26 protein-coding genes are annotated in these 24029 nt (G+C 30.3%); 13 read left to right on the forward strand and 13 right to left on the reverse strand.

Annotation, left to right across the window (positions count from 1 at the left end; translation table 11 throughout):
- The first annotated feature begins 25 nt into the window (after positions 1-25).
- The 5 genes from UEQ13_RS06770 to UEQ13_RS06790 are packed head-to-tail and all read left to right on the forward strand — an operon-like array spanning position 26 to position 3188.
- Positions 26-628 carry a lactate utilization protein B/C gene (locus UEQ13_RS06770; RefSeq protein WP_329805582.1) on the forward strand — a complete coding sequence of 201 codons (603 nt, stop codon included), beginning with the start codon at positions 26-28 and terminating at the stop codon, positions 626-628.
- A 2-nt stretch (positions 629-630) separates the two neighbouring features.
- Complete coding sequence (locus UEQ13_RS06775) at positions 631-1434, forward strand: phosphatidate cytidylyltransferase (RefSeq protein WP_329805583.1); 804 nt, start codon at positions 631-633, stop codon at positions 1432-1434.
- On the forward strand, positions 1427-2086 hold the full coding sequence (locus tag UEQ13_RS06780) for a phosphatidylserine decarboxylase family protein (RefSeq protein WP_329805584.1): 660 nt from the start codon (positions 1427-1429) through the stop codon (positions 2084-2086). The genes UEQ13_RS06775 and UEQ13_RS06780 overlap by 8 nt, the downstream gene beginning before the upstream one ends.
- Positions 2087-2371 (forward strand): acyl-CoA-binding protein, encoded by a 285-nt coding sequence (locus UEQ13_RS06785; protein WP_329805585.1) that lies wholly within the window; start codon positions 2087-2089, stop codon positions 2369-2371. It begins immediately after the preceding gene.
- Positions 2372-2414: 43 nt separating this feature from the next.
- Positions 2415-3188 (forward strand): superoxide dismutase, encoded by a 774-nt coding sequence (locus tag UEQ13_RS06790; protein WP_329805586.1) that lies wholly within the window; start codon positions 2415-2417, stop codon positions 3186-3188.
- 53 nt (positions 3189-3241) lie between these two features.
- Here the strand turns inward: UEQ13_RS06790 and UEQ13_RS06795 are convergent, their stop codons facing one another.
- The gene (locus UEQ13_RS06795) at positions 3242-4138 is read right to left on the reverse strand and encodes a hypothetical protein (protein WP_329805587.1); all 897 of its coding nucleotides are present in this window, start codon (positions 4136-4138) and stop codon (positions 3242-3244) included.
- Between the two features lie 116 nt (positions 4139-4254).
- Here UEQ13_RS06795 and UEQ13_RS06800 point away from each other — a divergent pair, with 116 nt between their 5' ends.
- The 4 genes from UEQ13_RS06800 to rny all read left to right on the forward strand — a co-directional run bounded on the left by UEQ13_RS06800 (position 4255) and on the right by rny (position 7759).
- Entirely contained in the window at positions 4255-5295 is a 1041-nt protein-coding gene (locus tag UEQ13_RS06800; RefSeq protein WP_329805588.1) for a formimidoylglutamase, read from the forward strand.
- Positions 5296-5399: 104 nt separating this feature from the next.
- Positions 5400-5690 carry a hypothetical protein gene (locus tag UEQ13_RS06805; RefSeq protein WP_329805589.1) on the forward strand — a complete coding sequence of 97 codons (291 nt, stop codon included), beginning with the start codon at positions 5400-5402 and terminating at the stop codon, positions 5688-5690.
- Positions 5691-5692: 2 nt separating this feature from the next.
- Positions 5693-6013, forward strand: coding sequence for a cell division protein ZapA (locus UEQ13_RS06810; RefSeq protein ID WP_329805590.1), 321 nt, complete (start codon positions 5693-5695; stop codon positions 6011-6013).
- Positions 6014-6193: 180 nt separating this feature from the next.
- A complete protein-coding gene (rny, locus tag UEQ13_RS06815) occupies positions 6194-7759 on the forward strand; it encodes a ribonuclease Y (RefSeq protein ID WP_329805591.1) in 1566 nt (521 codons plus the stop codon).
- A 240-nt stretch (positions 7760-7999) separates the two neighbouring features.
- Here rny and UEQ13_RS06820 read toward each other — a convergent pair whose 3' ends face one another.
- From UEQ13_RS06820 to UEQ13_RS06860, 9 genes are all read right to left on the reverse strand, one after another.
- A complete protein-coding gene (locus UEQ13_RS06820; RefSeq protein WP_329805592.1) occupies positions 8000-8194 on the reverse strand; it encodes a hypothetical protein in 195 nt (64 codons plus the stop codon).
- Positions 8195-8226: 32 nt separating this feature from the next.
- On the reverse strand, positions 8227-9207 hold the full coding sequence (gene ftsY / locus UEQ13_RS06825; RefSeq protein ID WP_329805593.1) for a signal recognition particle-docking protein FtsY: 981 nt from the start codon (positions 9205-9207) through the stop codon (positions 8227-8229).
- Between the two features lie 108 nt (positions 9208-9315).
- The gene (locus UEQ13_RS06830; protein WP_014389076.1) at positions 9316-9468 is read right to left on the reverse strand and encodes a DUF4295 domain-containing protein; all 153 of its coding nucleotides are present in this window, start codon (positions 9466-9468) and stop codon (positions 9316-9318) included.
- Between the two features lie 62 nt (positions 9469-9530).
- Positions 9531-9713 (reverse strand): 50S ribosomal protein L33, encoded by a 183-nt coding sequence (gene rpmG / locus UEQ13_RS06835; protein WP_091308983.1) that lies wholly within the window; start codon positions 9711-9713, stop codon positions 9531-9533.
- Between the two features lie 21 nt (positions 9714-9734).
- Entirely contained in the window at positions 9735-9977 is a 243-nt protein-coding gene (rpmB, locus tag UEQ13_RS06840; RefSeq protein WP_166127789.1) for a 50S ribosomal protein L28, read from the reverse strand.
- A gap of 79 nt (positions 9978-10056) precedes the next feature.
- Positions 10057-11304 carry a CinA family nicotinamide mononucleotide deamidase-related protein gene (locus UEQ13_RS06845; RefSeq protein WP_329805594.1) on the reverse strand — a complete coding sequence of 416 codons (1248 nt, stop codon included), beginning with the start codon at positions 11302-11304 and terminating at the stop codon, positions 10057-10059.
- A 161-nt stretch (positions 11305-11465) separates the two neighbouring features.
- Entirely contained in the window at positions 11466-11810 is a 345-nt protein-coding gene (locus UEQ13_RS06850; protein WP_329805595.1) for an Hpt domain-containing protein, read from the reverse strand.
- Positions 11811-12422 carry a fumarylacetoacetate hydrolase family protein gene (locus UEQ13_RS06855; protein ID WP_329805596.1) on the reverse strand — a complete coding sequence of 204 codons (612 nt, stop codon included), beginning with the start codon at positions 12420-12422 and terminating at the stop codon, positions 11811-11813. It lies immediately after the preceding gene.
- Between the two features lies 1 nt (position 12423).
- The gene (locus UEQ13_RS06860; protein ID WP_329805597.1) at positions 12424-13197 is read right to left on the reverse strand and encodes a 3'-5' exonuclease; all 774 of its coding nucleotides are present in this window, start codon (positions 13195-13197) and stop codon (positions 12424-12426) included.
- Between the two features lie 149 nt (positions 13198-13346).
- Here UEQ13_RS06860 and UEQ13_RS06865 point away from each other — a divergent pair, with 149 nt between their 5' ends.
- The gene (locus tag UEQ13_RS06865; RefSeq protein WP_329805598.1) at positions 13347-15449 is read left to right on the forward strand and encodes an ATP-binding protein; all 2103 of its coding nucleotides are present in this window, start codon (positions 13347-13349) and stop codon (positions 15447-15449) included.
- 55 nt (positions 15450-15504) lie between these two features.
- Here UEQ13_RS06865 and UEQ13_RS06870 read toward each other — a convergent pair whose 3' ends face one another.
- The 3 genes from UEQ13_RS06870 to UEQ13_RS06880 form a co-directional block, all read right to left on the reverse strand.
- A complete protein-coding gene (locus UEQ13_RS06870; protein WP_329805599.1) occupies positions 15505-16704 on the reverse strand; it encodes a hypothetical protein in 1200 nt (399 codons plus the stop codon).
- Positions 16705-16828: 124 nt separating this feature from the next.
- A complete protein-coding gene (locus UEQ13_RS06875) occupies positions 16829-18127 on the reverse strand; it encodes a dihydrolipoamide acetyltransferase family protein (RefSeq protein WP_329805600.1) in 1299 nt (432 codons plus the stop codon).
- A gap of 84 nt (positions 18128-18211) precedes the next feature.
- Positions 18212-19336, reverse strand: coding sequence for a glycosyltransferase family 2 protein (locus tag UEQ13_RS06880; RefSeq protein WP_329805601.1), 1125 nt, complete (start codon positions 19334-19336; stop codon positions 18212-18214).
- A 109-nt stretch (positions 19337-19445) separates the two neighbouring features.
- Here UEQ13_RS06880 and UEQ13_RS06885 point away from each other — a divergent pair, with 109 nt between their 5' ends.
- The 3 genes from UEQ13_RS06885 to UEQ13_RS06895 all read left to right on the forward strand — a co-directional run bounded on the left by UEQ13_RS06885 (position 19446) and on the right by UEQ13_RS06895 (position 24013).
- Entirely contained in the window at positions 19446-21296 is a 1851-nt protein-coding gene (locus UEQ13_RS06885) for a CocE/NonD family hydrolase (protein WP_329805602.1), read from the forward strand.
- Positions 21297-21421: 125 nt separating this feature from the next.
- Positions 21422-23284: an ABC-F family ATP-binding cassette domain-containing protein gene (locus UEQ13_RS06890; RefSeq protein ID WP_329805603.1), complete on the forward strand. Its 1863-nt coding sequence runs from the start codon at positions 21422-21424 to the stop codon at positions 23282-23284.
- Between the two features lie 48 nt (positions 23285-23332).
- The gene (locus UEQ13_RS06895; RefSeq protein ID WP_329805604.1) at positions 23333-24013 is read left to right on the forward strand and encodes a hypothetical protein; all 681 of its coding nucleotides are present in this window, start codon (positions 23333-23335) and stop codon (positions 24011-24013) included.
- Positions 24014-24029: the final 16 nt, after the last annotated feature.

The raw sequence follows: 24029 nt of genomic DNA on the forward strand, positions 1-24029 counted from the left end.
GCTTAAGAATGTTTACAGATTTAAAATGAATATTTTCAAAAAAATATTTGGCAACCAAGACGATACCGATAATACGGAGAAAAACGTTAATAAAAGCCAATATACACCCGACATTAGTACACCAGTAGACGAATTATTTACCATTAACTTTAAAAATAATGGTGGAAAATTCATTTATTGTTCAAGTATGAGCGAGGTTCATGATAACTTTGAAAATATTTTAGAAGAAAATGACTGGTTTGAAAATGAAGTAAAATGCTTTGATTCGAGATTATTTCACTTTTTAGATGAAAATAGATTAGAATACAAAAACACACCAAATCCAACTTTCTTCTTTACACCATGTGAAAACTTAATTGCTGATGAAGGTTCGATCTTATTCTCATCAAAACAATTAAAACAACATAAAATAGACGAATTACCAACTAATATTATTGTATTTGCTTCCACTAGTCAATTAACCATGACAAAAGGTGACAGTTTAAGAAACATCAAAAACAAATACGACAAAGAATATCCAACAAATATTACTGCAATTAAGTATTTTGAAAAAACCAAAGAAGAAGATTTTCTTCACTATGGTAGTTGCCACAAAAACTTATACTTAATTCTACTAGAAGATTTATAATAATGAGTGAAAATGTAACAAGAGCAACTAGTGGTGCCATTTATATTGCGCTACTTATATTTTGCACCCTTTTTTCGCCAATTACCTTTCATATTTTATTCACTGTTTTTATGTGTTTAAGTATTTATGAATTTTCAAAAATGACCAATTACAAATACTATTACTTATTTGCCATTGGAGGAATTTTAATTTCAGTATTGTTTTTCTTAAGCCAGCTTCCGCCAGCAAATTTAATTTACATTGCTTCAGGTTGCGTAGTTTTCAACATCTTACTTTTAATTAATTTATTTAAGGACAAATCTTTTCATAAATACCACAAAACGTATAGTCATTTGTTTTTATACATTACTTTACCTTTTATCTTATTATTGTCAATTCCAAACTTCATAAATCCAGCTAAATACGAAATTGTTTTGGCCATTTTTATTATGATTTGGTGTAACGACACATTTGCCTATATAGTTGGCAAATCTATAGGAAAACACAAACTACTTGAAAGAGTTTCTCCAAAAAAAACAATTGAAGGTTTTATTGGCGGAATGCTATTTACCATACTTGCTTCTTTAATAATTAGTCAATTTTATACTTTTTTTAACGTAACTTTGTGGATTATTACAGCAATTGTAATTGCATTATTTGGTACTCTTGGCGATTTAGTAGAATCTAAATTCAAAAGAGAAGCCGGAGTAAAAGATAGCGGAAACATTATGCCTGGTCACGGTGGAATTTTAGACCGATTAGACAGTGTTATTTTTGTAGTTCCGTTTTTATATGTTTTATATTTAATTTATTTTAATTATGCTTAAATTTCATCCAGAAGGATCTAAAATCATTTTAATTTCAACTTTAATTACCGTTTTGGGTATTTTTGGTGTTGATTATTTACTACATGATACTACCGTTATAAGAATAATAGTTCAATGTACACTACTTTTTCTTTTAATCATGATTCTTCAATTTTTTAGAGATCCAATAAGAATTGCTGATAATAGTGACAATCACGTATTAGCTCCAGTTGATGGAAAAGTAGTGGTAATTGAAGAAGTTTTCGAACCAGAATATTTTAAAGATAAAAGATTAATGGTTTCTATTTTTATGTCACCTATCAATGTTCACGTAACAAGATATGCGTTAAATGGAATCGTAAAATATAGCAAATATCATCCTGGTAAGTTTTTAGTAGCTTGGCATCCAAAAGCCAGTGAAGAAAACGAGCGTACAACTGTTGTTATAGAAAACAGAGTATATGGCGAAATTATGTACCGACAAATTGCTGGTGCATTAGCCAAAAGAATTGTAAATTATGCGGTTGAAGGCATGAGAGTTGTTCAAGGAAAAGATGCTGGTTTTATTAAATTTGGTTCTCGTGTGGATTTATATTTCCCAATTGGAACAGAAATTAATGTAAAATTAGGACAAAAAGCAATTGGAAACAAAACCGTAATTAGTAAAAAATAAATGAACAATTTGTCGTTAGATGAAAGATTCCAGGAAGCTATTCGAAATGCCAACGAAAAAATCCCTAAAACTTCTGTACCGCAAGATGTACAGCTGGTTCTTTATGCCTACTACAAACAAGCTCTTTCTGAAAACATCAGTTATAGTCATCATGGCTATGAATCTGATGAAGTAATTACCGCTTTTAAACAAAACGCCTGGATGCAAGTTAGACATCTTAGCGCCGATCAAGCCAAAGAAAAATATATCGAAATTATAAATCAAATGTTAAAAGATAGACAGTAATGTTTATCTTTTTTATTTTTGTAAAATCTAAATAACAAATCAAATGAAACATAGAATTCTAGTACTAACACTTGCTACGATAGTTGGTTTTACAAGTTGTGGAAAAGATAAAGAATTGATAGAAGTTACCATTCCCGAACCAGAAAAAGTAGAAAAAATTGCGATGGGAAATCCTGCTGACGTGAAAGCTGATGATGCAGAAGGTGCTTTTCAAATGAAAGGTTTGCCATATGCTTATAATGGTTTAGAGCCATTTATCGACACGAAAACCATGGAAACTCATTATTCGAAACATCATGTTGGATATTGCAACAAATTAAATACAGCTCTCAAAGGAACAGATTTAGAATCTAAATCAATAGAAGAAATTCTAAAAAAATTAGATATGAATAAATCGGACATAAGAAATAACGCTGGTGGTTATTACAATCATAATTTCTTTTTCCAAATATTAACAGCAAATGGCGGAGAAGCAACTGATGAAGTTTTGGAAGCTATCAACAAAGACTTTGGTTCTTACGATGAATTTAAAAAACAATTTACTGAAAGTGCTACAAAATTATTTGGTTCAGGTTGGGTTTGGTTAGTAAAAGACAAATCCGGGAAATTAGTAATTACTTCTACTATAAACCAAGACAATCCATTAATGCCAAGAGCAGAAATTAAAGGAACACCAATTTTAGCTTTAGATATTTGGGAACACGCGTATTACTTAAAATACCAAAACAAACGAAAAGATTATATTGATGCGTATTTCAACGTAATTAACTGGAAAAAAGTTAATGAAAATTTCAAATCAGCAACAATTACAGAATAAAAAAAAAGGCTTCAAATTACTTGAAGCCTTTTTTAATAAATATATAACTTGTATTATCTCAATTGAAAACTGTTTTTAGAAACTAACTCTCCATTTTTATCAAATACATTTACAAAATAAGTTCCCGCAGAAATACTTTTTACAGGTAAATCTTCTTGCACTTGTACCGTTTTATTTTCATACTTAACTGTTTTCTGAAAACTATATGGTAAATATGTAGTTCCAAAAGCTTCTGTTTTTTTATCTCCTAAAACATTGTTTTTACTATCAATTACTTGTACAAAATACGTTCTATCTCCAGTTTTAGCCACTTGGTTTTCAGCAATTGTAAAACTAATTTTTAAAACATCAGCTCTTGTTGCTTTGTCAGTGTCTATTTGTTTTCCTGAACTTCTTTGTTTTACTGCCAAAGTTGTTAAGTTTAAAACTGATAATTTTTGAGCTTTTTCAACTGTTTTAGATAAATTTTCGTTTTTTGCAACTAAAGTATCATTAGCTGTTCTTGCGTTTGTTAAAACTACAACTGTACTGTCTAAATTCTTAGTTAACTTCGTGTTATTCTCTTTTAAAACATTATTTTCAGCGATTAAATTATCCATTTCACGTTTCAATTTCACATACTCATTTTTGTATTTAGAAAGTTCAGCCACGCTACCATTAGATTTTTTAATTTTCTCTAATAATTCCACAATTTTTGCTTGTTCTTCTTCCAATTCCCCTTTTAAAGCAGTGTTGTCAGCAATAGCAGTATCATATTCTGCAATTTTTGCTTCTAATTCTGATTGAAATTTTTCTTTTTCAGTCATTGTTTTAGACAAACTAGAATCAACTTCACTTTTATCCTGATTCAATTTATACACATAAGCTAAACTTCCCATTAGAAGTAAGGCCAAAACAACAATAGCAGCCTTTAATCCAGAATTTCGAGGATTTGATTGATTTAATTCCATTTTTTTTGATTTAGGTTAATTATTCCATACAAAAATAAAATTTTATTTATTTCTATCACTATATAACGTAATGTATCTTGAAAATATTATATTTGGATACACATTTAAAACACAAAATGGATAAATTAAACGTATTCAGCACTAAAGATTTAGCTAAAATCACACAACACAGAAGTGGTGAAATAAAGTTTGGCGAAAAGATGATAACGGTTCCAAGTAATGAAAATTGGATAGAATTCATTACCAATTGCGAAGCAAAATTTGTTTTAATTGGTTTACCCGAAGATATTGGTGTAAAAGCAAACTTGGGAAGAACTGGTGCCGCAACCGCATTTGAAAGTACTTTAAAAAGTTTAGTCAACTTCCAACATAATAAATTCTGTAAAGGAAGTGAATTGATAGCTTTAGGCGAAATTGATTTCACAGCAGAAATGGAAATTTCAAAAAATTTAGACACAACCAACAAGGAAGATCGTAAAAAACTTTTTAGTTTGGTTGAAACTATTGACAAAGATGTTTCATTCGTGATTAGCACCATTATTAAAGCAAATAAAATTCCGATTATCATTGGTGGCGGACACAACAATGCATATGGAAATATAAAAGGGTTAGCACTTGCAAAAGGAATTCCAGTGAATGCCATAAATTTTGATGCACATACTGATTTCCGAATTATGGAAGGCCGACACAGTGGAAATGGTTTCACTTATGCTTTTGAAGAAGGTTTCCTAAAAAAATATTTCATCTTCGGGTTGCATGAAAATTTCGTGTCAAAAAGCGTTTTCAATACCTTAAAAACAATTGAAGAACGGGTGAAATATGTTACCTATGAAGAAATGGCGGTTAGAAAATCGAAAAGTTTTTCAAATGAAATATTAAATGCTTTGAAATTCATCTCTAATACGCCTTTTGGTTTAGAATTAGATTTAGATGCGATTCCAAACATCCCAAGTAGTGCCATGACATTAAGTGGATTTAGTGTAGAAAAAGCGCGACATTTTATACATTCCGTTGGAAAAGAAGAAAATGCCTGTTATTTTCACATTTGCGAAGGTGCTCCGGATTTGGATTTATCTAACAATAATCATTTAACAGGAAAATTAATTGCAACACTAATTTTAGACTTCATAAAGAGTAAAAAACCAACAGAACATTAAGAAAATAACTCTCGAGAAAAAAACTTTATAATTTTTGTAAAAAAATGTTGGATTTCGAGATTGAAGTTTTAAATTTGTAAAATCAAGAAAAGAATTAAGTTGTAATGAGCGAATTGTCAAAAGTTATTGATTCTTTAGAAGTAAAGTTCTTTAAGTTGTCTAAAAAAATAGAGAATTTAGAGCAATTGAACGAAAGTTTATCTAAAGAATTGAAAGAAATCAAGCAAACCGCCCAACACGAAAATGAAAAAGTAAACTTATTAAAAAATGAGTTAGAAAGCTTACGAATTACTAATTCTCTTCTAGGCAGTGAAGAATACAAGAAAGAAACAAAACTGAAAATAAATTCGTTGATTAGAGAAATCGACTATTGTATAGCTCAACTTTCTGAATAATTATGGCAGAAAAGTTAAAAATAAAAATTTCAATTGCAGACCGAGTCTATCCATTAACAGTGGAAACTACTCAGGAAGAAGGTCTAAGAACGGCATCTAAAAAAATCGATGCTACCATTAAAAAATTTGAAGCCAGCTATGCGGTAAGAGATAAACAAGATGTTTTAGCCATGTGCGCTTTACAATTTGCTTCTCAAATCGAACAAACACAAATAGATACTTCTACAGATACCGTAGATGCATTTGAAAGATTGAAAAAACTCAACGATAAAATTGAAAGTTTACTTTCAAAACAAGAAAATACGTTCATACAAAAACACTAAAGTACTGCCCACATTAGTAAATATTTGATAAACTCAACACTAACAATTAAACGAGTGAATTTGTAATAGTAAAGCACGTCCTTCACGGGAATCCTTGATCATTGCTCTAGCTCAAATCCTGTCTGAATCGAGTTTATTCAAACACCTGATGTGGGCTTTTTTATTAAACTAAACAAAACTATGGAATCAACATTAATCATAATTATTGGAATCGTTGCTGGATTGGCTATGGGATTTGCAATTGCTAAATTTTTAGAAAAAAGCAATGTTTCAAACCTAATCAAAAATGCTAAAAAAGAAGCGGGTTCAATTTTAAGAGATGCTAAATCAGAAGCTGAGGCTGAAAAGAAAAATAAGCTATTACAAGCCAAAGAGAAATTTTTAGAATTAAAATCGGAACACGAAAAAGAAATTTTGTCAAAAGACAAAAAAATGGCTGAAGCCGAAAAAAGAACAAGAGATAAAGAGTCTCAAATTTCAAATGAATTAGCCAAAGCAAAGAAAGTAAACGACGAAGCAGAAGCTAAAATCACAGAATACAACACCAAAATTGACAACTTAGAGAAAAAATCTCAAGAAGTTGACAAATTACATAAAAGTCAGATTGAGCAATTAGAAGTAATTTCTGGTTTATCTGCAGAAGAAGCAAAAAACCAATTGGTTGAAAGTTTAAAAGCAGAAGCTAAAACGAATGCAATGGCGCATATTCAAGAAACAATTGAAGAAGCGAAAATGCAAGCTCAACAAGAAGCTAAGAAAATCATTATTAGCACGATTCAACGTGTAGGTACAGAAGAAGCTGTTGAAAATTGCGTTTCTGTATTCAACATTGAATCTGACGATGTAAAAGGTAGAATTATTGGTAGAGAAGGAAGAAACATTAGAGCTATTGAAGCGGCAACTGGAGTTGAAATCATTGTAGATGACACACCAGAAGCTATTATCTTATCTTGTTTTGATCCTGTTAGAAGAGAAATTGCGCGTTTAGCACTACATAAATTAGTTACTGACGGTCGTATTCACCCAGCTCGTATTGAAGAAGTAGTGGAGAAAACAAAAAAACAAATTGAGGAAGAAATCATCGAAGTTGGTAAACGTACGGTTATCGATTTAGGAATTCACGGTTTACACCCAGAATTGATTAAAATTGTAGGACGTATGAAATACCGTTCTTCTTACGGACAAAACTTATTACAACACTCAAGAGAAGTTTCTAAATTATGTGGTTTAATGGCTGCAGAATTAGGATTGAACGTGAAATTAGCGAAAAGAGCTGGTTTATTACACGATATTGGAAAAGTTCCAGATACAGAAAGCGAATTGCCTCACGCCATTTTAGGTATGCAATGGGCTGAAAAGTATGGTGAAAAAGAAGAAGTTTGTAATGCGATTGGAGCACACCACGATGAAATTGAAATGAAATATTTAATTTCTCCAATTATTCAAGTGTGTGATGCGATTTCTGGAGCAAGACCAGGCGCAAGACGTCAAGTATTAGATTCTTATATCCAACGTTTAAAAGACTTAGAAGAAGTAGCTTATAGTTTCCCTGGAGTGAAGAATGCTTACGCGATTCAAGCTGGTAGAGAATTACGTGTATTAGTAGAAAGTGAAAAAGTTTCTGACGATTTAGCAGCAACTTTATCTTTTGAAATTTCACACAAAATTCAAACGGAAATGACTTATCCTGGTCAAGTTAAAGTAACTGTAATTAGAGAAACTAGAGCGGTAAATATTGCGAAGTAAACTCTAAAATAACATAATTAAAAAGTCCGTCCTGATATAATTGGGACGGACTTTTTATTTTGTTGTAAAGGATTATTTACTAAAGCTAAAAAATCAGTATTATAACTATCAACAATATTACTTCCGAACAAAATTATAAGAATAATAATTTAATAAAAGCTAACATTAACAATTCGTTCTTTAACATAAAAAATCCCCAATAGCTATTGAGGATTTCGTATTATTTATTTTTAAGTTGGCTTATTTTTTCTTAACCGGTTTTTTCGTTTTTCCGTTAATTACTTTAATAGCCACATACATGAACAAAACAAAAGAAAGTAATCTTAAAAACATAAAGATACTTTCGCTTTGCATAAAACTTAAAAATTTCAAATCAAATGGTAAGGCTAAAAAAGCAGCTATAATGGCAATTAATAGCAATTTTGAATTGGTCATATTTTTAAAAAAATTCATCATACTTTATCAAATTAATTAAAGAAAGAATCCACAAATTCTGTTTTATTAAATACCTGTAAATCTTCAATTCCTTCACCTACTCCAATATATTTTACTGGAATTTGAAATTGATCTGAAATACCTATTACAACACCACCTTTAGCGGTTCCGTCTAATTTAGTTACTGCTAAACAAGAAACTTCTGTAGCAGCAGTAAATTGTTTGGCTTGTTCAAAAGCGTTTTGTCCTGTAGAACCATCAAGCACCAACATTACGTCGTTTGGTGTATTTGGAACCACTTTTTGCATTACATTTTTTACTTTGGTTAATTCGTTCATTAAACCCACTTTATTGTGTAAACGTCCTGCTGTGTCAATAATAACAACATCCGCATTTTGCGCAACAGCAGATTGTAACGTATCAAAAGCAACAGAAGCTGGATCAGAACCCATTTGCTGTCTTACCATTGGAACATCTACTCTATCTGCCCAAATTTGCAATTGATCTATTGCCGCAGCTCTGAAGGTATCAGCAGCACCTAAAACGACTTTATATCCTGCTTTTTTAAACTGATAGGCTAATTTTCCAATAGTGGTAGTTTTCCCTACACCATTAACACCAACTACCATAATCACATATGGTTTGGTATCTTTTGGAATGGTAAATTCAGAATCGTTTCCAGAATTAGTTTCAGATAAAAGCGAACCAATTTCTTCTCTTAAGATTAAATTCAGTTCGTCAGTTCCTAGATATTTGTCTTGAGAAACTCTTTTTTCAATCCTTTGAATAATTTTTAATGTAGTATTTACACCAACATCTGAAGAAATAAGTACTTCTTCTAAATTATCTAAAACTTCATCGTCCACTTTAGATTTTCCAGCAACTGCTTTAGTTAATTTGGAAAAGAACGATGTTTTTGTTTTCTCTAAACCTTTATCTAAAATTTGTTTTTCCTGTTCCGTGATTACAGGTTCACTTTTGTTAGAAGAAAATATTTTTTTAAAAAAACTCATTGTATTAAGTAAGTAATGATATGATTTTCATTATTTATGGAACAAAAATAAAATAAAAAAAGCTACTTTCAAATGAAAATAGCTTTTTTAGTATCTATATTGTACAGATTATTTCTTTTTTAAGAACTCATCTACTTCTTCTGGAGTCATTACTGATTCCACAAATGTATAAGCACCTGTTTTAGGAGACTTTACCATTTTGATTGCTTTAGTCAATCTTTTAGAAGCTGTTTGTAAAGTTGCTACGGTTTTCTTTGCCATGACTTAATGTTTTATGAATTTAAAAGTTTCAAATACGTTATTTGAAAATTAAAAATTTCTAATTATTTAATTTCTTTGTGAACAGTTACTCTTTTCAAGATAGGATTGAATTTTTTGATTTCCATTCTATCTGGTGTGTTTTTCTTGTTTTTAGTCGTGATGTAACGAGAAGTTCCTGGTTGACCAGATTCTTTGTGCTCAGTACACTCTAAAATTACTTGGATTCTATTACCTTTCTTTGCCATTTTAATATATTTTATAAATGATTAAACAGATTTTACAAATCCTTCTGCTTTAGCTTTTTTCAAAACCGCGGCAATACCATTTTTGTTAATTGTTTTTAATACTGCTGTAGATATTTTTAGGCTCACCCATCTATCTTCTTCAGCAATGTAAAAACGTTTTTTCACTAAGTTCACAGAGAATTTTCTCTTAGTTTTATTCATCGCGTGAGAAACGTTGTTTCCAACCATTGCTCTTTTTCCTGTTAGTTCACAAACTCTTGACATTATTCTAAACTTTTATATCGTTATTCTAAATAAGGGTGCAAAGAAAAGGATTTTTCATTTACTATGCAACTATTTTTTATTAGTTTTTTAAAATTTCTTTGTATAACATTTCAAATGCTTTGTTAACCGCCCTATCCACGACCTTTTCACGCGGTTGACCAAAATTAAATTCTTCTACAAAAACTTCATTTGGAGTAGCGATTGCAATAAAAACACTGCCAATTTCGGCTTCGCTGTTCCCTTTTGTTGGTCCAGCGTTTCCAGTTGTGGCAATTGCGAAATCTGTATTAAAAATAGTTTTACAATTTAAAGCCATTTCTCTCGCAACCTCAGCACTCACTACAGAAAACTTTTTTATTGTTTCCGAATTCACTTTTAACAAATCCATTTTCACATGATTGGAATATGCTACAATTCCACCTTGAAAATAAACAGAAGCTCCTGATACTGATGTAATTAATTCCGAAATCTTCCCACCTGTACAACTTTCTGCGATAGACAAAGTTACTTCTTTTTTTGCTAATGCTCTTCCGACAATAACCTCAATCGTCTCGTCTTCATCATAACCCACAATAATATCACCAATTAAAGGCTCTAATTTCTCTACTTCTTTTAAAATAGAAGCACTTAAAACCGCTTCATTTTCTCCACGAGCAGTTAATCGCAATCGTACTTTTCCTGGACTTGGCAAATACGCTAATTTTATAAAACTCGGCAAATTCGTTTCCCAATCTTCAATTTGTTCTGCAATTAAACTTTCTCCACGACCATAAGTCATCAGTGTTTTATGCACAATATATGGTCGCTCAAATTTCTCAACTAAATAAGGAATCAATTCATTATCAATCAAATACTTCATTTCATAAGGCACACCTGGCAAAGAAACAAAAACGGTATTTTCATGTTCCATTAGCATTCCAGGAGCTGTTCCCATTTTATTGAAAAGTACTTTTGCTTTTGATGGCACCAACGCTTGCTCAATGTTTAATTGCGTAATTGGTCTTTTATAAAACCCTTCAATAATATCTTTTACATGAGATAAAACCGATTCATCTTGCACCAAAACATCCTCAAAATAATCGCAAAATGTTTTTTTAGTAATATCATCTTTGGTTGGCCCTAAACCACCAGTTATAACAACAACATCAAAATTATTCTGAACTTTATGAAACGTTTCTAAAATATGGGTTTTATCATCTGAGATAGAAAGCATCTCATAAGTTGCAATTCCTATTTTATCTAATGCTTTTGAAATGTAAGATGAATTTGTGTCAACAATTTGACCAATTAATATTTCATCTCCAATAGTTATGACTGCTGCTTTCATATGTTGTATTAATGTTTTTTTTATTTGTCAAATGGAATCGCATTTTTTTATTGGTGTTTGTTTTACAAACATTTTTTTATAGCGATTTCATTTTTTAAATTTGTGTAAAAATAAGAAAACCACGCCGAAAGCGTGGTTAAATTTATATTAAAAGTACGAATTTACAATTTAAAATCTTTTTTGATTTCATCTGCAGCTTCTGAGATTCTTGTTTTTAGAGATTTGAAAACTTCTTTAATTTCTTTTCGTTTTCCTTCTTGTTTCGTCCAATTCATAATCAGCATATTGTCTTCATAAGCGATATCCATTCCTAACAAATCTAAGGTTGGTTTTATCTTATGTGCAGACGCATAAGCTTGTGTATAATCTTTTAATTCAATAGCATTTTTCATCGATTGAATTTCAACTGGAACTTCTTCTAAAAATAACGATACAATTTGCAAGGCAAAATCCTTATCATTTTCAGAGATTTCATAAACTTTTGATAAATTATATTGTAACGCCATCTATTTTACTTGTATTTTAAACATTTGTTTACCTTCTAGAAAACCTTCTAGAATATCATTTTCCTTAACAGCAGCTACACCCTTTGGTGTACCAGTAAAAATAATATCGCCTTTTTTTAAAGTAAAAAATTGTGATACATACGAAACAATTTGATCAATATTCCATAACATCATGGAAGTAGAACCTTGTTGAACAATCTCCGAGTTTTTCCTTAATTCAAAGTTAATATTTTCTAAAGAAGTATAATTTATTTTCGGCAAAAAGTCACCAATAATCGCTGAATGGTCAAAAGCCTTTGCTTTTTCCCAAGGCAATCCTTTTTCTTTTAACATAGTTTGTAAATCACGAGCAGTAAAATCGATTCCTAAACCAATTTCATCGTAATATTTATGTGCGAATTTTGTACTGATGTATTTTCCCACTTTACAAATTTTTACTAAAACTTCCACTTCATGATGTACATCCTTACTAAATTCTGGAATCACAAAAGGTGTTTTCTTCGGTAAAATTGCCGTATCAGGTTTCATGAAAATAACGGGCTCCTCTGGACGTTCGTTATTTAATTCTGAAATATGGTCGGCATAATTTCTGCCTATACAAATAATCTTCATACTATAACTTCGTATTTAATCGTCTTAATTTCAAACCAGTTAATACCTTTTTAGTATACAGTGGAAAATCGGCATTTTGAATCCAACCGAAATAACCTGGATCTTTATCAAAAACATCATCTACTAAAACATTCTTGTATTTTCCAAAACTGAACATTTCTTGACCTTTATCGTTTAACACAATCATACCCGCAAAATCAACAGATTTTTTACGAGTTGTGAATTCCGACAAAGCTTTCATATCATTTTGCAAATCTGGATATCTTTCTAATTGTCCTAATAAAATCTCATAGGTTGCCATCGTATCCGCTTCTGCAGAATGCGCATTTTCTAATGTTTTTCCACAATAAAACTTTAAAGCTGCAGAAAGTGTTCTTTCTTCTTTTTTATGAAAAATGGTTTGTACATCAACTGAAACACGATTTTTCATATCGAAATCAACACCAGCACGAAGCAATTCTTCCGCTAATAACGGAATGTCGAATCTATCTGAATTATAACCCGCTAAATCAGAATCTTTAATCATATTGTAAATTTGAGAAGACAATTCTACAAAAGTGGGTTCATTGGCTACTTTTTCATCAGAAATACCATGTATAGCAGTACTTTGAGGTGGAATTGGAATTGTAGGATTTACTAGCCAAGTTTTACTTTCTTTATTTCCATTTGGGAAAACTTTAAATACAGCTATTTCTACGATTCTGTCTTTTCCAACATCTATTCCTGTAGTTTCTAGATCGAAGAAACAAATTGGTCTTGATAGTTTAAGTTCCATTTTTATATTTTAGACAACAAAGATAAAAGATATTAACTTTTTCAATAATAAATGTATAAAAATTTTGGTATTTTTATCTAAAACAAGAAAAATATAACTAAAAAAATGCTTAATATTGTATTATAACAAAATGTTAATCAGTGTTTTACATGAAATTAAAAACCACAAATACATATTCGAAAATTATTATTTTAATATTTATATTAAGTAGTATAAGCCTTGTGTTATTTGCTGGATTGTTATTCTATGTCAAAAAACAGCAACAAATTGATTACGTTGAAACGAAAAATCAGTTCAAAAAAGATGTTTTAGCCATTCATAAAATGGAAGTTTTACAAAATGAATCCTATGTCAACGACATTGTTTATTGGGATGATTTCACAAAATACATTAGCACTAGAAATGAAGAATGGTTTAATAAATCTGTAGCAACTTCTTTAAACACACTCAATTTTGACAAAGTTATTGTTTTAGATAAAGCAGGTAACTTAATTATAGAGAAAAGTAAAAACCCAGAAATTTTATCCGATTTAAATGTATCGGAAGCTACAAAAAACATAAAACTACACAACTTAATACGTTTTTATAAAAAAATAAATGCTGGATATGTAGAAGTGATTGGTTCCGGAATTTATAAATCTACCAATGCTAATAAAAGATTTGGAAAACCAGTTGCTTATTTCTTTGTGGTACGAATTTTAAATAATACTTTTTTTGAAAAATTAAACATAATTACTAACTCTAAGACTCAAATTACACACAGTCCATATTCTGAAAAGGATTCTGAAGTTAGTATTGAAATTAAAATGCGAGACGAGAATAAAGGAAAGATAGGTGATTTTTTATTCGTTAGAAATTACAACAATAACTTCATCATCTTAAACAACATCATCTACTTCATTACTGTTTTTTCTTTTTTAAACCTATTGATTTACTTCTTATTCATTAGAAAATGGGTAAACAATCCTTTAAATTTAGTTCGAAAAATATTGGAGAACAACAACTCCAAAGCGATAAATAGTTTGGTTCAATATAAAGGTGAGTTTGGATATATAGGAGAACTTTTCAAAAACAATAAAGAACAAGAAAAATTATTAAAAAAAGCCAAGCTAAAAGCGGAACAAAATGACAAATTAAAATCGGTTTTTTTAGCCAATTTATCACACGAAATCAGAACACCGATGAATGCAATTTTAGGCTTTACTCATTTATTGAAAAATGACAAATTAAATCCGGAAGAAACAAAAGAATACCTAGAAACTATTGAAAAAAGTGGCAATAACCTAGTTTTGATTATTAATGACTTGATTGAAATGTCAAAAATTGATGCGAAACAAATTATTCCAAATTACACATCTGTTGAGTTAAATAAATGTTTAGATGAAATTTACGAAACGATAAAAATCACTATTCCAAAAGATAAAAAGGCTGCGTTTATATTTAAAAAGGACAAATTAAACAACAATATTTATGTCAATATTGATGAAACAAAAGTGAAACAAATTTTAGTGAATTTAATAACCAATGCCATTAAATATACTGACAGTGGAGAAATTTCTTTTGGTTTTAAAATTAATTATGAAACGCAACAAATTGATTTTTTCGTAAAAGACACAGGCTATGGTATTAACACAGAAGATCAAGCTTTAATTTTTGACCGATTTAAAAGAATAGACAATGATTACACTACAAAATCATCAGGTTTAGGACTCGGTTTATCAATTACTAAAGCTTATTTAGACATGATGAACGGGAGCATTTGCTTAACTTCTTCACTTGGAAATGGCTCACAATTTTACTTTTCTATTCCTTTAGAAATAGCAAAAAAGAAACCTAAAAACAAAAACAAAGAAAATCTTTCAATCATCTCAAGTTCAACTACTTCTCAAAAGCGAATTTTAATTGCAGAAGATGATGAAATCAACTATTTACTTATAACAAAAATGCTTGCTCCATACAAAAATCTAGATCTTATTAGAGCTAAAAACGGTAAAGAAGCTGTAGATATTTTTACAAATGATAACACGTTTGATTTAATATTATTAGATATTAAAATGCCAATTATGAATGGTTTTGAAGCTTTTGAACACATTCACAAAATTAAATCTAACATTCCAATTATTGCACAAACTGCCTTTTCGTCTAGTGATGATGTAAAAATGATTACTAAAAGTGGTTTTACTGATTATATCTTGAAACCTATAAATCGAGAAAAACTTTTTGAATTGATAAACAAATATTTGAATGAATAAAAAAATACCCGATAATTTCTTATCGGGTATTAAAATATTACATAAAATAAAATCTTTAAAATCTTCTAACTTGCCAACCTGAATACAATTGGCTTGTTTTAGCTAATAAAACTTGAGAACCATCGTCAAAATTTATACCATAACATGTAGTACTATTCAATTGAGAAGAACTTAATACATTTTTATTGTAGAATGAATTAGTTCCAGAAGCTGGACTACCAATTAGACCTATCGATTTTAATTTATACAACTCTTTCAATTCTTTTATTGAAGGTAAAAACCAATCATTTACATTATTGTTTGCTAAATAAACAGACATTGCGGCCGCAACATTAGTAAAATTATTAGTACTCTTAATTTGTACTGAATTCTCTAAACCTGTACCAATTTCTTGACTTATATTTGACATAAATCCGTCAGAAACTGCCCATTTGAAATTATTAGAACTTGGATCGTTTAATTTAACAGTTGAGGCTTCTAAATACCTCCATCCATTAGTCGTTTCTCCTTTATCAAAAAACACATAACCACCTGATCCACCAATAAAACCAGGCGTTTTAAATGAAACTTGATTTCCATAATAATAAGTAGAATTTATTCTAACATAACTCTTTAAATAATATGTTGTATTTGGAGAAACATAAAAAGTCGGAAAAGAATTACCTCCATCTACAGAAATAGTAAAATCCCCAACTCCATTTGTACTATCAGAAATAGTTGAATTTGATACAGTTGGATTCTGACTTGTACTATAACAAACACCTCTTTCTGTATTACTACTTAAATTACTAGCTACATTTACATCTACAGAAAAACCTGTAATTGAAATATTTTTCACAATACTAGTTGTAACCGATGATGGAATAAAAACAGAAAGTTCATTACCATATTTCACTTCTCCAGTAGTACCATTTTGCACAAAAGCTCGTACATAATAAGTTACACCAAACTCAATGTTATTAAAATTAATTATATAATTTTGAGATGAACTCGTATTTGAATAATTTAAATTATCATTTGTGGTAGGATTTCCTGTTTTATTAAAACAAGCTCCAGTTATATAAATATCTTTAATAAAAGACAAATTACCACCAGTATTAAATGATAAATTATTACTTTCCATTGTAGGCTGAACAGTTGTAATCACTAAATCACTAAAGTTTTTTGGTTCAGATGCTTCAGCTGGACCATCGTCTTTACTACAAGAAAATGAAAATAGTATTAATAACAAATACAGTATTTTTTTTAAATTCATAATATTTTTTTTTTTTTTAAAGTTTGTAACAAATATAATAAAATCATTTACAAACAAATATGACATTAATAAAAAAGCCTGACAATTTCTTATCAGGCTTTTTAAAATATGTTTTTTTTGAAACTTAGAAATCTCTATTGATATCAAATGCTTCTAAATAATCTGCTACACGTTTTACGAAACTTCCACCTAAAGCACCATCTACCACTCTGTGATCATATGAATGAGATAAGAACATTTTCTGACGGATTCCGATGAAGTCACCTTCTGGAGTTTCGATAACTGCTGGTACTTTTCTAATTGCACCTAAAGCTAAAATACCAACTTGTGGTTGATTGATAATCGGTGTTCCGAAAACTGAACCAAATGTTCCAACGTTTGTTACAGTATATGTTCCACCTTGCGTATCGTCTGGTTTTAATTTTCCTGCTTTTGCACGGCTTCCTAAATCGTTAACCGCTTTAGCCATTCCAACTAAATTTAATTGATCTGCATTTTTAATTACAGGTACGATTAAGTTTCCGTTTGGTAAAGCTGCTGCCATTCCTAAATTGATGTTTTTACGTTTGATAATGTAATCACCATCAACAGAAATATTCATTCCTGGGAAATCTTTCAACGCTTTTGCCACAGCTTCCATCATAATTGGAGTGAACGTTAATTTCTCACCTTCGCGTTTTTCGAAAGCCGTTTTCACTTTATCTCTCCATTTTACGATGTTGGTTACATCTACTTCAATAAACGACTGCACGTGTGCAGAAGTTTGTACAGAAGCTACCATGTAACCCGCAATCAACTTACGCATTCTGTCCATTTCCACAATTTCGTCACCACCGTTTACTGATGGAGCAACTTTTGGAGCTGAAACTGGAGCTGAAGCAACTGGAGTTGCAACTACCGCTTTTGCTGCAACAGGTTGATTACCTCTATTTGCAATATATTTTAAAATATCTTCTTTGTTAACACGACCATCTTTTCCAGAACCCGCAATAGACTCTAATTCTGCTAAAGAAATTCCTTCAGCTTTAGCCATATTTTTTACTAATGGCGAAAAGAATTTATCTGAACCAGAAAAATCTGCTGGAGCACTCGTTTCAATAGCTGCTTCAACTGTTTTAACCACTTTTGCAACCGCAACTGGAGCTTCCGATTTTACTTCTGGAGTTGCTGCAACAGCACCACCTTCTGTTTCAATAATGGCAATTGTTTGTCCAACTTGAACCACATCATCCACATTAAACAAAATTTCAACTAAAGTTCCAGAAACTTCAGAAGGCACTTCGCTATCTACTTTGTCCGTAGCAATTTCTAAAACTGCTTCGTCCATTTCAATGGTTTCGCCTACTTTTTTTAACCAATTTGTAATGGTTGCTTCCGCAACACTTTCTCCCATTTTAGGAAGTTTCAATTCAAATCTTGCCATATTATTATTGTAATGTTGTGTTTTATTCTTTGGAATACAAAATTAATAAATATTTTGATGTTTTATCACGAAAAAATCAAAAAATCAAAAATTTATAACTTCACCTCTATCATTTGCATTATTGCTACCAATTAGATAATTTGATTGCGAAATATAGTTCTTAAAAGTTATTTTCTTCGATTTATTTTTTTCCATGAATGCTATAATTTCAGCAAATGAAAAAGAATTCGTATCAAAAACCACTTCAATATTTAAATTTTCATCGGTTACAAATTGCTTAAAATCAGTTAAATATTCATGTGTTTTCTTCAAATTCAATTGCAAATTTTCTTTTGAAAAAACGATGTATTTATCAATATTTCTAACCGTATTTTTTTGTTGCTTTTGTTTTAAAATCGTAAAAACGAAACTTCCAACTTGCATCATCACATCAAAAATCACTGACTTTTTAAAATGTTTTTTATAGAAAAATTGCATCGCCTCGCGGAAACGTTTCAAATATTTCTCATCTCGAACCGTACTTTCTCCTTTATAATGAATGACAGTTGTTTTGTGAAAATAGAAATTCTCTTTTCCTAATTTCTGAATCATATAACTTAAATCAATATCGTCAGAATACATAAAACAATTTTCATCAAAACCACCGACTTGTAAATACAAATCGCGTTTCAAAACCATAAAAGCGCCGACTAAAATATCCACTTTCCCAGATTGATTTTCAGTAAGATGTTGCGCATAATATTTTCCGAAAAAACTAGAAATTTTATACAATCCGAAAATTTTGGTAAAAGCTACCCAAGGCGTTGGCACACCACGCTTACTTTCTGGAAGAAAATTTCCAGTTCCGTCGATAAGTTTACAACCAATTATTCCAAGTTGTGAATTGTGAATTGTGAATTGTGAGTTCAGTATTTTCTCAAAAGTATCTTCCGCTACAACAGTATCAGGATTTAAAATGCAAATATATTCACCTTTCGCTTCTGCCACAGCAATGTTATTACCTTTCGGAAAACCAACATTTACTGGGTTTTCAATAAGTTTGATGTGTGGAAACAATCGTTTCATCATTTCACAACTATCATCTGTAGAATTATTATCCACCACAATAATTTCAGCATCAAGATGAATCAGTGCTTTTTGAACACTTAAAACACATTGCTCTAAAAAATAGCGCACGTTATAGTTAAGAATGATTACAGATAGTTGCATTGTGCGAAGATAACAAAACTTTATTTTAATAAAACATTAACAGAAAGATTAAAAAAAAACGCAATATATTAGTGAACTGAAAATTTTAATTATTCTAACCAAAAATAAAATGAAATTTATACTAAATACTGCTACTCTTTTATTGTCATTCTTACTGTTTTCTCAAGAAGATTTTAAATCAAGCTATGATAAAAAAGAGGTTTACATAACCATGAGAGATGGCATTAAATTATTTACTGCGATTTACACGCCTAAAGACATTTCTAAAGACAAAAAATATCCAATTTTAATGCAAAGAACTTGTTATAGTATTGCACCATATGGAATAGAAAACTATAAAAAAACTTTAGGTCCAAATACATTTTTATCTAAAGACAAATACATTTTTGTGTATCAAGATGTTCGTGGTAGATATATGAGCGAAGGTACTTTTACCAATATGACACCTCAAGTTGAACATAAAACAAAAAAAGATATTGACGAAAGTACGGACACGTATGATACGGTAGATTGGTTAGTGAAAAACTTAACTTTTAATAATGGTAAAGTGGGCCAATACGGAACTTCGTATCCAGGTTTTTACTCTGCTGTTGGCGCTTTAGCTAAACACCCTGCTTTAGTGGCTTCATCGCCTCAAGCGCCTATTTCCGATTTCTTTTTTGATGATTTTCATCATAATGGTGCATTCTTAATGGGCTATTTTAAAACTTTTCCTGTATTTGGAGTGCAAAAAACTAAAGCTGAAGAAAAAGCATGGTATTCTGATCAAAGTATAAAAGCCACTTCAAGAGATGGTTCTATATTTTACAACGAAATGGGAACTTTAAAAAATGGCGTTGCTAAATATTACCAGAATAATTTTTTCATGCAAGAAATTGTAAATCATCCAAGTTATGATTCGTTTTGGAAATCTAGAAACTTACTTCCTCATTTAAAAAACATAAATCATGCAGTAATGACAGTTGGTGGTTGGTTTGATGCAGAAGATTTAGCTGGACCTTTAAATATTTACAAAACCATTGAAAAGAATAATCCGAAAGCTAAAAACACCATTGTAATGGGACCTTTTTCACATGGCGGTTGGTCTAGAGAAGCTGGCAAACATTTTCATAATGACATTTATTTTGGGGATAGTATTGCGACTTTCTACCAAAAAAACATGGAGTTTAAATTCTTCAATCATTATTTAAAAGAAAATTCAAAAAATGCAGCCGCACTTCCAGAAGCTTATATGTTTGATACCGGTAAAAAAGAATGGAAAGAATTTTCAAATTGGCCTCCAAAAAACAGTAGCAAACTAAATTTATTTTTGAATGCAGACGGAAAAATAACAAATCAAAAACCTACCAATTCTTCCTATTCTGAATATTATAGCGACCCGAATAAACCAGTTCCAAGTAGTATCAATTATAGTGATATGAATGGTTTTACTCCTAGAAATTACATGTCAGAAGACCAAAGATTTGCTTTAAACCGACCAGATGTTTTAACTTTTACTACAGAATATTTAACAGAAGACATTACTTTAGCAGGTGAAATTATGGCTAAATTAAAAATAATGTCTTCCGCTACAGATGCTGATTTTATTGTAAAACTTATCGATATTTATCCAATTGACGAACCACAAAATACGGACAAACCAAATGTATTATATGCGAATTACCATCAAATGGTTAGAAGTGAAATCATGCCAGCTCGTTTTAGAAATAGCTTTGAAACACCAGTAGCATTGACACCAAACACAGCGACTGAAGTTAATTTCAGATTACAAGATGTATTACATACGTTTAAAAAAGGACATAAAATACAAATCCAAATCCAAAGTACATGTTATCCACTTTTTGCAGTAAATTCTCAAAAATACCTAGAAAACCAATACTTAGCTGATAAAGAAGACTATACCAAAGCCTTCATTAAAATTTTAAATGAAAGTCATATTGAAGTCGAAATACTAAAATAACATAAAAGCTGTCCTAACCGACAGCTTTTTTATTTACTTCCAAAAGATTGCTTCATTCTATTCAATAACCTATTTTTGCAAAACAATTGGCATATTGCCACATTGTCTAATTGACAAATTGACAAATGAATTACCTTTCAGTAGAAAACATATCAAAATCATACGGAGAACGTGTCCTTTTTAAAGACATTTCTTTCGGAATTAATAAAGATCAAAAAATTGCTTTTATAGCGAAAAATGGTTCGGGTAAAACCACCATTATGAATATGATTAATGGTTTTGATGAACCTGATACGGGTCAAGTGGTAATTAGAAAAGGAATTAAAATGGCTTTTTTGAGTCAGAATTTTAATTTACAAGACGAATTAACTATTGAAGAAAGCATTTTTGCATCTGACAATGAAGTTTTACAAGTCATTAGAAACTACGAAAAAGCCTTAGAAAATCCAGAAGACGAAGAAAAATATCAGAAAGCTTTTGATGATATGGATCGTTTTAATGCGTGGGATTTCGAAACACAATACAAACAAATTTTAACTAAATTAAAGTTAGACGATTTAAAACTGAGAGTGAAAAAACTTTCGGGTGGACAAAAAAAGCGTTTATCATTAGCGATAATTTTAATTAACAGACCGGATTTGTTAATCTTAGATGAGCCAACTAATCACTTAGATTTAGAGATGATTGAGTGGTTAGAAGATTATTTTGCCAAAGAAAACATCACTTTATTTATGGTGACGCACGACCGTTTCTTTTTAGAACGTGTTTGTAACGAAATTATAGAATTAGATAACGGAAAACTATACCAATACAAAGGAAATTATTCGTATTATTTAGAGAAAAAAGAAGAACGTCAAGTTTCTGAAAACTCTAGTATCGATAAAGCGCAAAACCTTTTCATTAAGGAATTAGCTTGGATGAGACGTCAACCAAAAGCGAGAACTACCAAATCGAAATCGCGTCAAGATGATTTTTACGTGATTAAAGAAAAAGCGGAAAGTCGCCGTAAGGAAAATGTGGTGGAGCTTGAGATTAACATGGAACGAATGGGAAGCAAAATTATCGAAATGGTAAAATTAAACAAAAATTTCCCTGACAGAACCATTTTAAAAGACTTTACTTATGCGTTTCAACGAGGTGAACGTATCGGAATTATTGGTAAAAATGGAACAGGAAAATCGACTTTCCTAAACATATTAACCAAAACTATGGAACCAGATTCTGGGAAAGTAATTATTGGTGATACAATTAAAATTGGGTATTACACGCAAAGTGGAATTAATCCAAAACCGGGTCAGAAAGTTATTGATATTATTAAAGAATACGGAGAATATATTCCACTTACGAAAGGAAAAATCATTTCCGCTTCGCAATTGTTAGAACGTTTCTTATTTGATGCGAAAAAACAATACGATTTCGTGGAAAAACTAAGTGGTGGTGAATTAAAACGTTTGTATTTATGTACGGTTTTAATTCAGAATCCGAATTTCTTAATTCTGGATGAGCCAACTAACGATTTAGATATCGTTACGCTAAATGTATTAGAAAGTTTCTTATTAGATTTCCCTGGTTGTTTACTTGTTGTGAGTCACGACAGATATTTCATGGATAAAATTGTAGATCACTTATTTGTATTTAGAGGTCAGGGTGAAATAGAAGATTTCCCAGGAAATTATTCTGATTTTAGAAGTTATGAAGATTCTACAGAACCGAAAGTTTTAAACAGTGTTAGTACAGATAAAGGAAGTTGGAAACAAAACAATGCAACGAAAGCAGGTTTAAACTTCAACGAACAAAAGGAATTTAATAAAATTGAAAAAGAAATTAAAGATTTAGAATACAATAAAAAACAAATCGAACAAGAATTTGCCGATGGAAAAGTGGCAGATGATAAAATTGAAGCGAAAGCGAATGAATTACAAAAAATCATTCAAACTTTAGAAGAAAAAGAAGAGCGTTGGTTTGAGTTGTCAAGCAAAATTGAGTAAATTTGAAACACAGATTAGTAAAAATACAATCAATCTAAATTTTGATTAATGAAAAAATATCTGTTATTGTTTTTTGTTACTTTACCAATATTTGTTTTTGCTACAGAGCAAATGCCAGATTATTTAATTATTGGTAAAGACACAATTTCATTAATTTCCAATCCATTAAAAAAATATTTTGAAAGTAATCCTCTTCGAGATAAGGAAACTCAAATAGTTTCTACAAATTTATGGAGAGGCTATGTTGCTTATTTTAAGTTTGAAGATAATAAATTAGTTGTCGAAAATATCTATGAAGAGCAAGAAATCATAAACTCTGATAAAACTCATTTTGTTTCAATATATAAAGAAATTTTTGGCGAGAAAATTAATTTTGAATGTAATTTTTATTCTGGCATACTTGTAGGTTATAGTGGGGAAATTACTGAAAGAATGAAACCTGGTTTTTGGGATATCTATGAAAAATACAAGTTATTTGAAATAACAAATGGCAGAATAAATAACAATTTAGAATTTAACGACAAAGAATTTATTAAGTATAAAACCAAGTACTTTAAACAATTTAAAAAAACTGAAGCTTATAAATTACAATTCGATAAGAATTATGCCTCTTTTATGACATTTGAAGATTCTCATTTTTCTAAAAAGAAAAATTTAACAACTAAAGAAATAGAAAAACTAGTTAAGAAAAGTGTTGAAGATTATATTTTCTATTTTCTGTTTCATTAGTTTTTTTTTTCAGAAA

This window comes from Flavobacterium facile (genome assembly GCF_036321945.1).
In the GTDB taxonomy this organism is placed as follows: domain Bacteria; phylum Bacteroidota; class Bacteroidia; order Flavobacteriales; family Flavobacteriaceae; genus Flavobacterium; species Flavobacterium facile.